15 protein-coding genes are annotated in these 13,686 nt (G+C 64.9%); 8 read left to right on the top strand and 7 right to left on the bottom strand.

Annotation, left to right across the window (positions count from 1 at the left end):
• Positions 1–11 precede the first annotated feature (11 nt).
• Positions 12–917: a DMT family transporter gene (locus NT26_RS04610; RefSeq protein WP_052637644.1), complete on the top strand. Its 906-nt coding sequence runs from the start codon at positions 12–14 to the stop codon at positions 915–917.
• A gap of 22 nt (positions 918–939) precedes the next feature.
• Here the strand turns inward: NT26_RS04610 and NT26_RS04605 are convergent, their stop codons facing one another.
• The 3 genes from NT26_RS04605 to NT26_RS04595 all read right to left on the bottom strand — a co-directional run bounded on the left by NT26_RS04605 (position 940) and on the right by NT26_RS04595 (position 4,123).
• The gene (locus NT26_RS04605) at positions 940–1,557 is read right to left on the bottom strand and encodes a L,D-transpeptidase (RefSeq protein WP_052637643.1); all 618 of its coding nucleotides are present in this window, start codon (positions 1,555–1,557) and stop codon (positions 940–942) included.
• Between the two features lie 147 nt (positions 1,558–1,704).
• Entirely contained in the window at positions 1,705–2,247 is a 543-nt protein-coding gene (locus NT26_RS04600; RefSeq protein ID WP_052637642.1) for an EF-hand domain-containing protein, read from the bottom strand.
• Positions 2,248–2,458: 211 nt separating this feature from the next.
• Positions 2,459–4,123, bottom strand: coding sequence for an electron transfer flavoprotein-ubiquinone oxidoreductase (locus NT26_RS04595; protein WP_052637641.1), 1,665 nt, complete (start codon positions 4,121–4,123; stop codon positions 2,459–2,461).
• A gap of 233 nt (positions 4,124–4,356) precedes the next feature.
• On the opposite strand from NT26_RS04595, the gene NT26_RS04590 reads away from it, so the two are divergent.
• Together NT26_RS04590 and NT26_RS23255 are read left to right on the top strand one after the other, a co-directional pair.
• On the top strand, positions 4,357–5,466 hold the full coding sequence (locus NT26_RS04590) for an FAD-binding oxidoreductase (RefSeq protein WP_280136224.1): 1,110 nt from the start codon (positions 4,357–4,359) through the stop codon (positions 5,464–5,466).
• A complete protein-coding gene (locus tag NT26_RS23255; protein ID WP_280136223.1) occupies positions 5,402–5,791 on the top strand; it encodes an FAD-binding oxidoreductase in 390 nt (129 codons plus the stop codon). The genes NT26_RS04590 and NT26_RS23255 overlap by 65 nt, the downstream gene beginning before the upstream one ends.
• 16 nt (positions 5,792–5,807) lie before the next feature.
• On the opposite strand, the gene NT26_RS04585 is transcribed toward NT26_RS23255, so the two are convergent.
• The 3 genes from NT26_RS04585 to NT26_RS04575 form a co-directional block, all read right to left on the bottom strand.
• A complete protein-coding gene (locus NT26_RS04585) occupies positions 5,808–7,901 on the bottom strand; it encodes a DEAD/DEAH box helicase (protein ID WP_052637640.1) in 2,094 nt (697 codons plus the stop codon).
• A 127-nt stretch (positions 7,902–8,028) separates the two neighbouring features.
• Entirely contained in the window at positions 8,029–8,376 is a 348-nt protein-coding gene (locus tag NT26_RS04580) for a DUF5368 domain-containing protein (protein WP_052637639.1), read from the bottom strand.
• A 12-nt stretch (positions 8,377–8,388) separates the two neighbouring features.
• Positions 8,389–9,720 carry an NAD(P)/FAD-dependent oxidoreductase gene (locus NT26_RS04575; protein ID WP_052637638.1) on the bottom strand — a complete coding sequence of 444 codons (1,332 nt, stop codon included), beginning with the start codon at positions 9,718–9,720 and terminating at the stop codon, positions 8,389–8,391.
• Between the two features lie 211 nt (positions 9,721–9,931).
• On the opposite strand from NT26_RS04575, the gene NT26_RS04570 reads away from it, so the two are divergent.
• The 4 genes from NT26_RS04570 to NT26_RS04550 all read left to right on the top strand — a co-directional run bounded on the left by NT26_RS04570 (position 9,932) and on the right by NT26_RS04550 (position 11,812).
• On the top strand, positions 9,932–10,720 hold the full coding sequence (locus NT26_RS04570) for an SDR family oxidoreductase (RefSeq protein WP_052637637.1): 789 nt from the start codon (positions 9,932–9,934) through the stop codon (positions 10,718–10,720).
• Between the two features lie 127 nt (positions 10,721–10,847).
• Positions 10,848–11,102 carry a hypothetical protein gene (locus NT26_RS04565; protein ID WP_052637636.1) on the top strand — a complete coding sequence of 85 codons (255 nt, stop codon included), beginning with the start codon at positions 10,848–10,850 and terminating at the stop codon, positions 11,100–11,102.
• 25 nt (positions 11,103–11,127) lie between these two features.
• Entirely contained in the window at positions 11,128–11,313 is a 186-nt protein-coding gene (locus tag NT26_RS04560) for a hypothetical protein (RefSeq protein ID WP_052637635.1), read from the top strand.
• Between the two features lie 220 nt (positions 11,314–11,533).
• A complete protein-coding gene (locus NT26_RS04550; protein ID WP_052637633.1) occupies positions 11,534–11,812 on the top strand; it encodes a helix-turn-helix domain-containing protein in 279 nt (92 codons plus the stop codon).
• 21 nt (positions 11,813–11,833) lie between these two features.
• On the opposite strand, the gene blaOXA is transcribed toward NT26_RS04550, so the two are convergent.
• Positions 11,834–12,655 (bottom strand): class D beta-lactamase, encoded by an 822-nt coding sequence (gene blaOXA, locus NT26_RS04545; RefSeq protein WP_052637632.1) that lies wholly within the window; start codon positions 12,653–12,655, stop codon positions 11,834–11,836.
• Positions 12,656–12,758: 103 nt separating this feature from the next.
• Here blaOXA and NT26_RS04540 point away from each other — a divergent pair, with 103 nt between their 5' ends.
• The gene (locus NT26_RS04540) at positions 12,759–13,643 is read left to right on the top strand and encodes a LysR family transcriptional regulator (RefSeq protein WP_052637631.1); all 885 of its coding nucleotides are present in this window, start codon (positions 12,759–12,761) and stop codon (positions 13,641–13,643) included.
• The last annotated feature ends 43 nt before the right edge of the window (positions 13,644–13,686 follow it).

Here is a 13,686-nt window from a genome sequence, read left to right as displayed (position 1 = left end):
GGAAGACCGTGATGGCAGTGATCGAACGCCCGCCTGCATCCACATCGACGATGCTCGGTGCGGGAGCAGCCCTGTCCGTCGTCGGCATCTGGGCAACCTGGCTGATTTCGATGCGCTACAGCAGGGGCGGCATGCTGACGCCGCTCGACCTCAGCCTGCTGCGCTTCGGCATCCCGGCGCTCGTACTTTCGCCATTTCTCCGCCGCACCGGGCTCTGGCCCCGCAGTGCCGGCACCCTACCGCTGGTCCTGATGATCGTCGGCGCAGGCGCGCCCTTCTTCCAGGTTGCCGCATTCGGACTGCACGCCACTCCGGCCTCCGCCGCCGGCGTCCTGTTGCCGGGCACCATGCCGCTCGCCACCGCGCTGATCGGAATGCTGGTGCTGGGGGAACGGCCAGATCGCCTGCGCAAAATCGGCATGCTGGCGATCCTTGCGGGCGGGCTGATGCTTCTCATCGGGACGGCATCCGGCGCGGCACTCACCTGGCGAAGCTATCTCGTCCTGCCGTTCGGCGCGGTGCTGTGGGCTGTCTACACGCACGCCTTCCGCCGATCTGGACTCGGCGCCTTCGAGGCCGGCGCTCTGATCTGTTTCTGGTCGACCGTGATCAACCTGCCGCTGATCCCATTGATGGGCTCGAATCTCTTGGTCGCTCCCGCCTCGGAGATTGCGCTGCAGCTCGTGCCGCAGGGCCTGCTCTCAGGTCTGCTCGCGACTGTCCTCTACGGGATCGGCGTGCGGATGCTCGGTGCGACGAAAGCGGCGGCCTATACCGCCGTCACGCCCGTCGCCGCAGCGATCGGCGGAGCCGTCTTGCTAGGCGAAGCAGTGGACGCACTGACGATCGGAGCGACATTCGTCACCGGCCTCGGCGTCCTCCTGTCGACCGGATTGCTGTCGCGGCGACGCGCGTGAAGCCACGTCGCCGCATTTAAGATCAGGCCTGCAGCACGACGACCCGGTCGCCGACCTTCACCCGTTCGTAGAGATCGATGACGTCGTGGTTCATCATCCGAACGCATCCGCTCGACATGGCGTAGCCGATCGTCTGCGGCTGGTTCGTGCCGTGGATCCGGAAGTGCGTGTCGTTGCCGTTGCGGTAGAGATAGATAGCCCGTGCGCCGAGCGGGTTGTTCGGCCCGCCCGGCACGCCCCCAGCGTATTTCAAGTTCTTTTCCGGTTCCCGGCGGATCATGTTCGGGGTCGGGGTCCAGGTTGGCCATTCCGCCTTGCGACCGACATAGGCACTGCCGGCGAGGGCGAGGCCTGCTCGACCGACGCCGACGCCGTAGCGCATCGCCTGCCCGTTCTCCATCACATGATAGAGGCGGCGGGCGGGCGTATCGACCACGATAGTTCCCGGCTTGTGGCTGGTTTCATAGGCGACGACCTGGCGGCGAAGCTCGGGCTTGATCTTGTCCAGCGGGACGCGCTTCAGCGGAAAAGCCTCATCTGGCAGAGCCGCATAATTGGCCTGGTGATCCACGCCGCTGGAGGCGCATCCGGTGACGAAAAGCGGCAGTCCGAACAGAAACCCGCGGCGGGAGATCGACATGAATCGTGTCCTCAATGTGTCGGTTTGATGGCACGAAACTACGGAGTTTATGGTTAATGAAGCGTTAGTGTCACGGCGAAGTGATACCGCCCACCGCCTGCGCGCACCCACGCGCAAGCTGCTTGTTGAGAGAAACGTCCGGCGAGTTCAGTTCCACTGCTCGCTACGCCATTCCCATGGCGTGACATTGCCGTCCTTGTCGGCATCGGCGCTGTCGTAATGGGCCTTGGCATGGGCGATGAACTCCGCCTGTGTGACGGTGCCGTTGCCATCACTGTCCATCTGGCCGAAGCGCTCTTCCTTGGCCGCCTGACGCTCAGCCTGGCGCTGCTGGTTCCACCCGTATTGCGGCCCCATGCGGACGCTCATGTACTCGTCCTTGGTCACCTCGGCATTGTCGTCGGCATCCATGGCCGCGAACACGCCTTCGGCTGCGGAGGCAGCCTCTTCGGCGCTGATCGTGCCGTTGTGGTCGGCGTCGATCATGGCGAAGCGGCCGCGGCCGGGCATCATCTGGCCACCGCCCCACCCCATCCCCATGCCCCAGCCTGACCCCATGCCCCAGCCCTGGTTCATTCCCCAGGCAGGGCCGCCGCCCCAACCGGGGCCACCGCCGCCATAAGGCTGTGCCGATGCCGCGCTCGCAAGCAACGAGACGCCAAGTACCAAAGCGATTCCTGCCTTCTTCATTTTCCTGCCTCCTGCGATAGGAATTTTCACCACTTCGATGGTCCTTGTCGGGCCATCACAAGTCTATCCTTATGCCGCTGCAGGCCAGAAACATTGAGTCAGGTCAATTGCGGTCCTGGGTTTTTCGTCGTTGGCGATCCTGCGTCTCGCAAGCAGGAAGCCTGAGACCTGGAAAACGCGGCGTAGGTGACGAGAGTAAAGGGAAGTCCTGTCACATGCTCGGATAGACCGGTCCTTCACCGCCCTGCGGCGGCACCCAGTTGATGTTCTGGTTGGGATCCTTGATGTCGCAGGTCTTGCAGTGGACGCAGTTCTGGGCGTTGATCACATAGACCTCCTCGCCATCCTTCTCGACCCACTCATAGACGCCGGCCGGACAGTAGCGGGTCGACGGACCGGCATAGACGCCGAGCTCGGAGCGCTTCTGCAGGTCCATGTCCTTCACCTGCAGGTGGACCGGCTGGTCCTCCTCATGGTTCGTGTTGGACAGGAAGACCGAGGACAGGCGATCGAAGGTCAGGACCCCATCCGGCTTAGGATAGGTGACCGGCTTGTGCTTGGCAGCCGGTTCCAGGCTCTCGGCATCGGTCTTGCCGTGCTTCAGGGTCCCGAAGAAGGAAAAGCCGAAGATCTGATTGGTCCACATGTCGATGCCGCCAAGCCCGACACCAATGGCTGTGCCGAACTTCGACCACAGCGGCTTGACGTTGCGCACCCGCTTCAGATCCTTGCCGATGTCGCCGTCGCGCCATTCGTTCTCGATCTCGACCACCTCGTCATTGGCGCGGCCGGCGGCGATCGCAGTTGCGATCTTCTCCGCCGCCAGCATGCCGGAGAGGACGGCGTTATGGCTGCCCTTGATGCGGGGCACGTTGACCATGCCGGCGGAGCAGCCGATCAGCGCACCGCCCGGGAAGGAGAGCTTCGGCACCGACTGGTAGCCCCCCTCGGTGATCGCACGGGCGCCGTAGGAGATGCGCTTGGCGCCTTCAAAGGTGCCGCGGATCGCCTCGTGCGTCTTGAAGCGCTGGAACTCCTCGAAGGGATAGAGATAGGGGTTCTTGTAGTTCAGGTGGACGACGAATCCGACCGCTACGAGATTGTCGTGCAGGTGGTAGAGGAAGGAGCCACCACCGGTCTTGAGCCCAAGCGGCCAGCCGAAGGAATGCTGGACCAGACCGGGCTTGTGGTTCTCCGGCTTCACCTCCCAGAGTTCCTTCAACCCGATGCCGTATTTCTGCGGCTCGCGGTCCTTCTGGAGATCGAACTTCGCGATCAGCTGCTTGGCGAGCGATCCGCGTACACCCTCGCCGATCAGCACGTACTTGCCGTGCAGTTCCATGCCGCGGGTGAAGGCAGGGCCGGGTTCGCCGTTGCGCTCGATACCCATGTCACCGGTCGCCACGCCACGCACAGCGCCGTTCTCGTCGTAAAGCACTTCCGTTGCGGCGAACCCCGGATAAATCTCGACGCCAAGCGCTTCCGCCTTCTCAGCAAGCCAGCGACAGACAAGACCGAGCGAGACGATGTAGTTGCCATGATTGTTCATCAGCGGCGGCATGAAGGCGTTCGGCAACCGGATCGAGCCCGCCGGCCCCAGGAAGAGGAACTGGTCGTCGGTGACAGGCGTGGTGAAGGGATGCCCCTCCTCCTCGCGCCAGCCGGGCAGAAGCCTGTCGATGCCGATCGGATCGACCACGGCGCCGGACAGGATATGGGCGCCAACTTCCGCCCCCTTCTCGAGCACGACCACGGTGAGGTCGGGATTGACCTGCTTCAGGCGGATCGCCGCCGACAGCCCCGCCGGACCGGCACCGACGATCACCACGTCGAATTCCATGCTCTCGCGCTCGGGAAGTTCCATTTGCTCGCTCATCACCTACTCCGCTTTGCCGGCTCCACTCCGGCACCTCGTTGTCTGACAACTCCATTGGCAAAAGCCACAGGGATTGTCGACCTCCAAAGCGATACGCCACCGGATTTGCGAAGGGGTGCCGCTTACCTTTACGTGAACGTAAGAATAACAAGGAGCACCCGAAAATCAAGTTGCAGGCACAGAGGCGACGATCCGATCTTGCCGAACGGAGCCGCGCTGCTAAGACGCCCCTCATGGCCTCCAACGAAGTCGACGGAATGACCCTAGCACAGTCCACAACCCTGACACCCCTCGAACTCCACCGCCACCTGAGCAAACTTCATCCGGAACTGACGGTCCTTTCCCCCCAGGATCTCCAGGGCCGGCATCCGGGCGAGCATTCTGGAAATTTCGGCGCCGGGGTGATGGTTCAGCCGGCGACGGTGGACGCGGCAGCCGCACTCGTCGGCTGGTGCGCGAAGAACGATGTCGCGATCGTCCCGCAGGGGGGCCTCACCGGGCTGGTGGGCGGCAATGTCAGCGTCGCCGGAGAGGTCATCCTGTCCACCGCGCGTCTCAACCGCATCCTGGCGATCGAGCCGGAGGAAATGACGGCGACGGTGGAAGCCGGGGTTACGCTGGAAGCCCTGCAACAGGCTGCGGCCGAACATGGGCTCACGCCCGGCATCGACCTCGGCTCGCGCGGCTCGGCGACGATCGGCGGCATGGTGTCGACCAATGCCGGCGGCATCCTCGCCTTCCGCAATGGCGTGATGCGCCATCAGGTGCTGGGGCTGGAGGCGGTCCTGCCGTCTGGGGATATCTTCTCGGACCTGACGCGTGTCGTGAAGGTCTCGGCCGGCCCGGACCTGAAACAACTCTTCATCGGTGGTGAGGGCGCCTTCGGTCTCGTCACGAAGGTGGTCCTGAAGCTGGAGCCGCAGCGCCCGTACCGGGCGACCGCGATGCTGGGCGCTGCCGATGCCCGCACTGCATTGTCGGTCATCCGCCATCTCCGGACCCTGCCGGGCGTCACCCTTGAGGCAGCCGAGATGATGTGGCCGCGCTATATTCGCGATCATGCACGTCTCAAGGGTCTCGATCTGTCATGGCTCGAAGAGGACGCCTCGGCACTGCTGGTCGAGATATCGGGAGAAAGCGTCGATGCCGCCGCGGCCACCCTGGAGGATCAGCTTGCGGAGCTTTGGGAGCCGCTTGACCTCAAAGGCGGCATCGTCGCCAAGTCGCTCGACCAGGCGCGGCGCTTCTGGGACATCCGCGAGGATTCCGGCTTCTACTATGCCGAGATCCCCGAAGCCGCCTCCTTCGACGTCTCCGTTCCGCCAACCCGTCTCGACGCCTAATGTCGCCCAGTTGGAGAGCCGGCTGAAGGCGATCGATCCCACCTATGCGGCCTATGTCTATGGCCACATCGCCGACGGCAACCTGCACCTGACTCTGATCAAGCGCGGCCCGCTGCCGGACGAGGAACTGCGTGCCGTTGAAAATGCGGTCTACACCGGCATCCGGGAAGCCGGCGGTAGTTTTTCAGCCGAGCACGGGGTGGGCCTTGAAAAGCGCTACGGCTACGAGACCTTCACCTCGAAGGAGAAGCAGGCTCTGGCCCATACGCTCAAGCAGGCGCTCGACCCGAAGGGCTTGTTCAATCCGGGCAAGGTGCCCTTCTGAGGGCACTGTTCACCGGTCACCGGGCGCGGTCGTTCCCCTTGCCGAACTTCTTGGGACCGCCACCCGCCTTGCCCTTGGAACCGAACGGCTTGCCCGCGGTATCCTTGCCGGCAGCCTTGCCCTTGAACGGCTTGTCGCCGAACGACTTGCCGGAACCCTTCTTCTGCGGCTGCCCAGTTGTATCGCCGCCACGGGCAGGCTTGCCCTTGCCGAAGCTCGCCTTCGGCTTCGGATCACCCCAGACTTCGTCATCGACGCTGCGCATGTCACGCGGCGCGTCAGCGGACCTACCCTTCGGCTTCCAGTCCCGGGCAGGCGCCTCGCCAGAAGGTCTCTCGCGGAACGGCTTCTCCCGCCGGGGCCGCTCGGCGGCATCGCCATCACCCGACTTTTTGCCCTTCCAGGGCTTGTCCATCCGCGGGCCATCACGGCGCGGGGCCTCGTCGTCGCCTCGGGTAAACTTGCTGAAGTCCGGCGCCCGCTCCAGGCGGGTGACGCGGATGCCGCGGTCCATCATCCGGTCCTTGCCGAGCTTCGCCATGAAGCGTTCGGCATGGTCGGCGGCGATCTCTACATAGGTCTCGTCCGCCTGCATCTTGATCGCGCCGATCTCGTTCTTGGAGAGATCACCGTTGCGGCAGATGGTGGGGATCAACCAGCGGGGCTCGGCGCGCTGCTTTCGGCCGACCGACAGCGAGAACCAGACGGCGGGACCGAAGTCGCCGCGCGGCGTCAGCGGACGAGATGCGGGATCACCGGCCTTTCCTTCACGACCTTTGCGGGCGCCTGGATCAAGCGAGACCGGCAAGAGGTCTTCCGGCGCGGCATTCTTTGCCCGGTGCAGGTTGACGAAAGCGGCAGCGAGCTTTTCCGCGCCATAGGTTTCCACCAGACGGGCAATCAGTTCCTGCTCTTCCTCACGCGGCGCCTCGTCGAACACCGGATCGGCCAGAAGGCGCTCCTGGTCGCGCGCAATCACCTCGTCGGCAGACGGAGGATGCGCCCAGGTTGGCGTCACATCGGCGCCTGCCAGCAGGCGCTCTGCCTTGCGACGCTGGTTGACCGGCACGATCAGCGCGCTGACGCCCTTATTGCCGGCACGGCCCGTGCGGCCGGAGCGGTGCAGCAGCGTTTCGGAATTGGTCGGCAGGTCGGCATGGATGACGAGGTCGAGGCCCGGCAGGTCGATGCCGCGGGCGGCGACGTCGGTGGCGATGCAGACACGGGCGCGGCCGTCGCGCATCGCCTGCAGCGCGTGCGTGCGTTCGTTCTGCGTCAGCTCGCCGGAGAGCGCCACGACGTCGAAGTTGCGGTTGTTGAAGCGTGCCGTCAGGTGGTTCACCGCCGCGCGGGTCGAGCAGAAGACGATGGCATTCTTCGCATCGTAGAAGCGCAGCGCGTTGATGATGGCGTTCTCGCGGTCGGACGGAGCGACGAGCAGTGCCCGATACTCGATGTCGGCATGCTGCTTCTCCTCGGCCGTGGTCGAAATGCGCACCGCATCGCGCTGGTAGCGCTTGGCAAGCTTGGCAATCCCCGACGGCACCGTCGCGGAGAACATCAGCGTCCGCCGGCCCTCCGGTGCTGCGTCGAGGATGAATTCCAGGTCCTCGCGAAACCCGAGGTCGAGCATCTCGTCGGCCTCGTCGAGCACCGCGACCCGAAGCTCCGACATGTCGAGCGCATTGCGGCGGATGTGATCGCAGATGCGGCCGGGCGTGCCGACGACGATATGCGCACCGCGCTCCAGCGCCCGCCGCTCGCTGCGGATGTCCATGCCGCCGACGCAGGAGGCGATCACCGCCCCGGTCATTTCGTAGAGCCAAGCCAGTTCGCGGTTCACCTGCATGGCGAGTTCACGGGTCGGCGCGATGACGAGCGCCAGCGGTGCGCCAGCGCGTTCGAAGCGCTCACCGTCGTCCAGCAGCGTCGGCGCCATGGCGATGCCGAAGGCGACCGTCTTGCCCGAGCCCGTCTGGGCCGAAACCAGCGCATCGGAGGTCTGCAGCGCCGGGTCGAGCATGGCCTGCTGGACGGGGGTGAGCGTCGCATAGCCGCGCTTCGCCAATGCCTTGGCGATCGCCGGAACGGCGCCTTCGTGATCAGTCATCTTCTTGGTCTTTCGGAATGTTCGGGCGCCGTGGCGCGTAGCTGCAACTCTCGCAGCCAGACATGCCGCGTTTCCTAGTGGCAGACGCGGCAAATGTCAAAGACCGCCAAAGGAGTGGCGCTACACCTCAGGGGTGCCGGCGGATCAGCGATTGTGCCGTGTAGACGAGGATCGCGAGCCCGATCGCCCCCAAGAGAGCCACGCCAAGAAGCACGATAACGTCGATCGGCCCGCCGATGTCGCGGAAGTGGGAGTCCGTCACAGCCTGGACAAACAACACGGCGGCGATCGCACCAATCGGCATGGAGAGCTGCGCCATCAGGAACTTGCGCATCGAAAGCGCCCGGTCCCGCACCAGCACGTAGAGGTAAAGAAGGGTAATGACGACGGCTGCCAGCACCAGGATCCAGAAAAGCACCGGGCCGAACATCTCCTGAAAGACCGCCAGCATGGTTTCAAGCGTCATGTCCTGCATTGTCGCCTCCCCTCAAGCCTTGCCACGCAGCATGGCATTGTAGGTGGCCTTCAACGCCACCTCCTTCATCAGCCAGCTGATCCACAGCTCCTCCAGCGGGGCTATGATGCCCGGGAAGGAGGGGACCAGGTTGTTGTTGTAGTCGAACTCCACGAGCATGGCCCGGCCGACGCGGGTGATCAGCGGGCAGGACGTATAGCCGTCATAGGCGAGCGTTCCCTCCCTGCCCTCGATCGCCGCCGCAAGGTGATCCTCGACGACCGGGACCTGCCACTTGACGCTTGCCGCCGTCTTGCCCTTCGGAACGCCGGCCACGTCGCCGATGGCGAAGACCTCCGGGAAGCGGCGGTGGCGCAGGGTCTTCTGGTCGACCTCTACCCAGCCCTGGTCGGTCCACTTGTCGGACCAGGAGAGGCCGGACTGGCGGATGACGTCCGGCGCCCGCTGCGGCGGGATGACGTGCAGGTAGTCATAGGCCATCTCGGCGGTTCCCGTCGCACCGCTTGCATCGGTGGTGGCGAAGGTCGCGACCTTGCGGCCGGGGTCGATCGCCTTCAGGGTGTGGCCGTAATGCGTGGCGATGCCGCGCTGGCCGAACAGCATGCGCACCTTTTCCGAAACGATCGGCACGCCGAACAGCGTCGTTTGCGGCGCGGCATAGTGCATCTCGTACTTGCCCTGACCGACCGTGCGGCTGGCAATGTCCTCGATCAGGAAGGTGTGCTTCAGCGGGGCGCCGGCGCACTTCATCTCGGTCGTCGGGCGCGTGGAGATGGCAACACCGCCCTCTTCGGTGAACCTGGAGGCGGCAGCCCAGGTCTTCGCCGCATATTCCGGCCCGGCATAGAGCGCACCAATGCCATTCGTGCCGACGAGATCGAGCGAGAAACCCGCGATCGCCGCGTGATCCAGCACGAGGCCGGGCGCCACGACGAGGAAGTCGTAGGGGAGCGTCTGGCCGCCCGCTGTAGCCACGGTTTTGGCCACGGGATCGATGGCAGCGGCGGCCTCGGCGACCAGCGTCACGCCCCGCGGGAGCCAGTCAGTGGTCTCCGAAACCGTGTAGGAGGCGGGCTTCAATCCAGCGGCCACCAGGGACAGCCCCGGCTGATAGAGGTGTTCCTTGCGGCCGTCGATGAGGGTGATCTGGGCGCCCTCCAGACGACGCACCAGCCGGTTGGCAAGTGCGGTCCCGGCCGCACCGGCGCCGATGATGACGATGCGTGCCGTGGTTCGCTGCGTCTGCGCGTACCCCGATCCCGTGACCGCCGTCGCCGCAATCCCGGCCGCAACTGCGCCAAGAAAGGCGCGCCGGCTCGCCGTGATTTGCCATTCGTTGTCCATCGTCACCCCGATCTCCCTGTCCGTCACTCCCTCGCCGGAAGACGGCGCGCACCATACCGGCGAGTTCCAGCTTTGAACCTTCGCCTGAATCTATCGAGCCTCGGGAACATTTGCGCTTTGACCTGGATCATTTTCGCCGCGCCGGGCCTTTTCGACGCCCGCTCGCATCGCTAAGTTCGCTGCGCATTCACAGCATTGGAAGGACATCACCATGGATCTCGGACTGGCCGGCAAGCGCGCGCTCGTTCTCGCCTCCTCACGCGGCCTCGGCCTCGGCATCGCCCGGGCACTTGCAGACGAAGGCGCGCATGTGCTCCTCTGCGGCCGCAGCGCAGACAAGCTGAAGGCCAATGCGGAGGCCATCAACGCCGCCGGCAAGGGCAAGGCCGACTGGGTGGAGGCGGACCTTGCCGATGCGCACTTCGTCGATGCGATGCTGAAAGCCGTCCACGAGAAGCTCGGCGGCATCGACATCCTCGTCAACAACACCGGCGGCCCGACGCCAGGCATGGCCGAGGAGATGGATGCGGAAAAGCTCTACAACTTCTTCCAGTCCATGGTCGTCCGGGTCATCACGCTGACCAATGCGCTTCTGCCGCTGATGAAGACGCAGGGCTTCGGCCGCGTCCTCACGGTCGCCTCCTCCGGCGTCTTCGAACCGATCCCGAACCTGGCGCTCTCCAACACGCTGCGCGGAGCCCTCGTCGGCTGGAACAAGACGCTGTCGGCCGAGGTCGCTTCCTATGGCGTCACCGCCAACATGATCCTGCCCGGCCGCATCCACACCGACCGCATCGACGAACTCGACGGCGCCAATGCGAAGCGCCAGGGCAAGTCCGTCGAGGAAATCCGCGCCGCCTCCGTCAAGTCGATCCCCGCCGGACGTCTGGGCAAGGTGGAGGAATTCGCCGCCGCCGCAGCCTTCCTCTGCTCGGTGCCGGCGAGCTACGTCACCGGAACGATGCTGCGCGTGGATGGCGGCGCCTCAAAGTCGATCTAGGGCTTTCCCAGTTCCGCGCAGGGTTTCCTGCGCGGACTTGATGAATATCAAGACCTTGCAAAATCTCTGGAATCCGGCCTCGTCTCTGCTAATGTGGGTGCGACAAATTGCTCCATGGGAGGGAAGCTTGGAGAAGATCAGGAACTGGATGGTCGCGGCAGGGCTTGCGATCATCGTCGTCGGCCTCGCCTGGGTCGGCCATGGTACGGGCATCATCCGACTGCCGGCGACAGGATTCATGAGCGAACTCAGCGTCTGGACGATCAACGGCTCTCTGGTCGTCGCCTTCGGGCTGATCGTGCTGATCGGCTCGTGGAAGCTCTTGCGCGACGAACCGCGCGGCCCCGGCTTCGGCGACGACCAGTTCCTCGGCGAATCCTGATCCGTCCTGCGGGAGGACGCCGCCCATGAAGCGTCTCGGCATCGTGATCGGCGCCCTCGCCATCTTCATGGGCCTCCTCTGGATGGCCCAGGGCAGCGGCATCTTTCCCTATCCGGCCTCGAGCTTCATGATCGACCAGTCGCCCTGGATCCTCTACGGCGCGATCCTGGCGCTGGCGGGAATGGTGCTGGTATGGTGGGCGCGGCGGTAGAGGTCCCACTTGTGCAGCTACGAGATGCACGGCTTGTCGCTCAGCTTCGGCGACCGGATCCTTGAGGACATGAACCATCTCGTTCTGCCGTAGATCCGGGAGATCGATGGCGAGGAGCGCTTCAAGGTCATCGGGCTGGTGGAGGAGAAGCTGTTCACCGGCATCTTCGTCTGGCGGGCCGAGTTTCCTCGCTTCATCTCCGTGAGAAGGAGCAACACAGGTGAAGAACGAGCCTATCATTCTTCCGGCTGATCCGGCCGACCCCGAGGACTTCGACGTTACAGCCGAAGCATTGGAACGGGGTCAGCGAGCACGCCTCATCCGCCAGACGCGGACCGAGCTTGGCCTCTCCCAGTCGGCTTTCGCCACCCGATTTCGAGTCCCGGTCGGCACATTGCGTGATTGGGAACAGGCTCGCGTCACTCCTCCGGATTTCGCCATTGCCTATATCCGGGTGATCAGGCTGCACCCGGACATGGTCGCGACGGCCGTCGCCTAGCAGATCGCCCGGCGTCGCTGGTTATCTATCTGCCACCAGTCCCGGCAGGTCCTCGATCAGCGAATCCCGTACCACGAAGCTGATCGGTTCGTCGTGCGGCTTTGCATCGACCAGAAGCCGCGCGAACACGAGCTCTCGCCCTTCCCTCTCCGCCCAGCCGACGAACCAGCCGATGGGACGGTCGCTCCTGGGCTTGCCGTTCGCGTCGCGCATCCGGCCGCTGCCGGTCTTGCCGTGGATCACCCAGCCGTCCGCCGCCTCGAAGCGCGGGGTGATCGCCTGCGTCATCGCCACCGCATGATCCGAGATCGGCAGTTCCCGTTTCAGGAAGCGGCGGAGGAAATCCACCTGCTCGTCCGGCGAGATCTTCAGCGACGACATCAGCCAGGACTCCGTCAATCCGTCCAGCTTCCCAGGCCCGCCGGAAACGTCCGCGTTGCCATAGGCGAAGGTCTTCACGTAGTCGCCGAACCGGTCTTCGCCGAGACGGCGGGTGATCTCCTGGGAATACCAGACGATCGATTCCCGCTCCCAGCCGGTCGGGTCGAAGGCCTTCTTCACCCGCGCCGGACCGCCGAACTTCGCCTGGTAGTCCCAGCGCGGCGTCGTCTCGTCGGTCAGAATGCCGGCGTCATAGCCCATCATGGCCAAGGGCAGCTTGAAGGTCGACATTGGATAGATCCGCTCATCGCAGGTCCCCTGCCGGTGAAGCGCCTCGCCGCTTTCGGCGTCCAGCACCACCGTGCAGCGGATGGGATCGGCGGCGGATGCCGGCCCTGTGGCAGTAGATGCGGCAAAAATGCCCATGGCAGCAGCCGGGAGGCCGCGTCTTTCCAGGATCATGATATGTCTCCCGCGATGTGAACGGGCCATTTCTAGGGCCCGTTGCGGGAGCGCCGCAAACGATGATAACTGGCGGGAGCCATAAGAAAAACTGGGGCATTGCATGGTCCGGCCGCATCTTCCGCTGAACGCGTTGCGCGCCTTCGAGGCCGCCGCCCGCCACCTCTCCTTCACCCGTGCGGCGATCGAGCTCTGCGTCACGCAAGCGGCCGTCAGCCATCAGGTGAAGCTCCTGGAACAGCGGCTGGGCGTCACGCTCTTCCGCCGCTTGCCGCGCGGACTGATGATCACCGAAGACGGCTTGGCGCTCCTGCCAACGCTGAAGGAGAGCTTCGACCGCATGGCCGACATGCTGGAGCGGTTCGAGGGCGGGCACATGCGCGAGGTGCTGACGCTCGGCGCCGTCGGTACCTTCGCCGTCGGCTGGCTCCTGCCGCGCCTTGCCGGCTTCCGCGCCCGCCATCCCTTCATCGACGTGCGCCTCTCCACCAACAACAACCGCGTCGATATCGCCGCCGAAGGCCTCGATTACGCGATCCGTTTCGGCAACGGCGCCTGGCACGATACAGAGGCGCAAGCGCTGTTTGCGGCGCCGCTCTCGGCGCTGTGCGTGCCGGCGATAGCCGCCCGACTTAAGACCCCGGAAGACATTAGGCGCGAGACGCTGCTCCGCTCCTACCGCGCCGACGAATGGCCCGGCTGGTTCGAGGCCGCCGGCGCCCCCGCCCCGGCGATCACCGGGCCGGTGTTCGATTCCTCCGTGCTGATGGTGGAAACGGCCCTGCAAGGCACCGGCGTCGCCCTCGCCCCGCCGCTGATGTTCTCCCGCCACCTTGCCTCCGGTGCGCTGGAACAGCCCTTCCCCGTCTATGTCTCGAAAGGCAGCTACTGGCTGACGCGGCTCAAATCCCGCACCCCGACGCCGGCGATGAACGCTTTTGCCGACTGGATGGCGGAGATGGCGGCGGCGACAAGGGCGGCGGGCTAGGCGCTCCTCCCTTGCCATGCCGCCGCGCCTGTGCGATCAGGCG

It is taken from the genome of Pseudorhizobium banfieldiae, assembly GCF_000967425.1.
Taxonomy (GTDB): Bacteria; Pseudomonadota; Alphaproteobacteria; order Rhizobiales; family Rhizobiaceae; genus Neorhizobium; species Neorhizobium banfieldiae.
The sequence above is the reverse complement of the archived record's forward strand: the minus strand, read 5'-3'. Positions and strand labels throughout refer to the sequence as shown.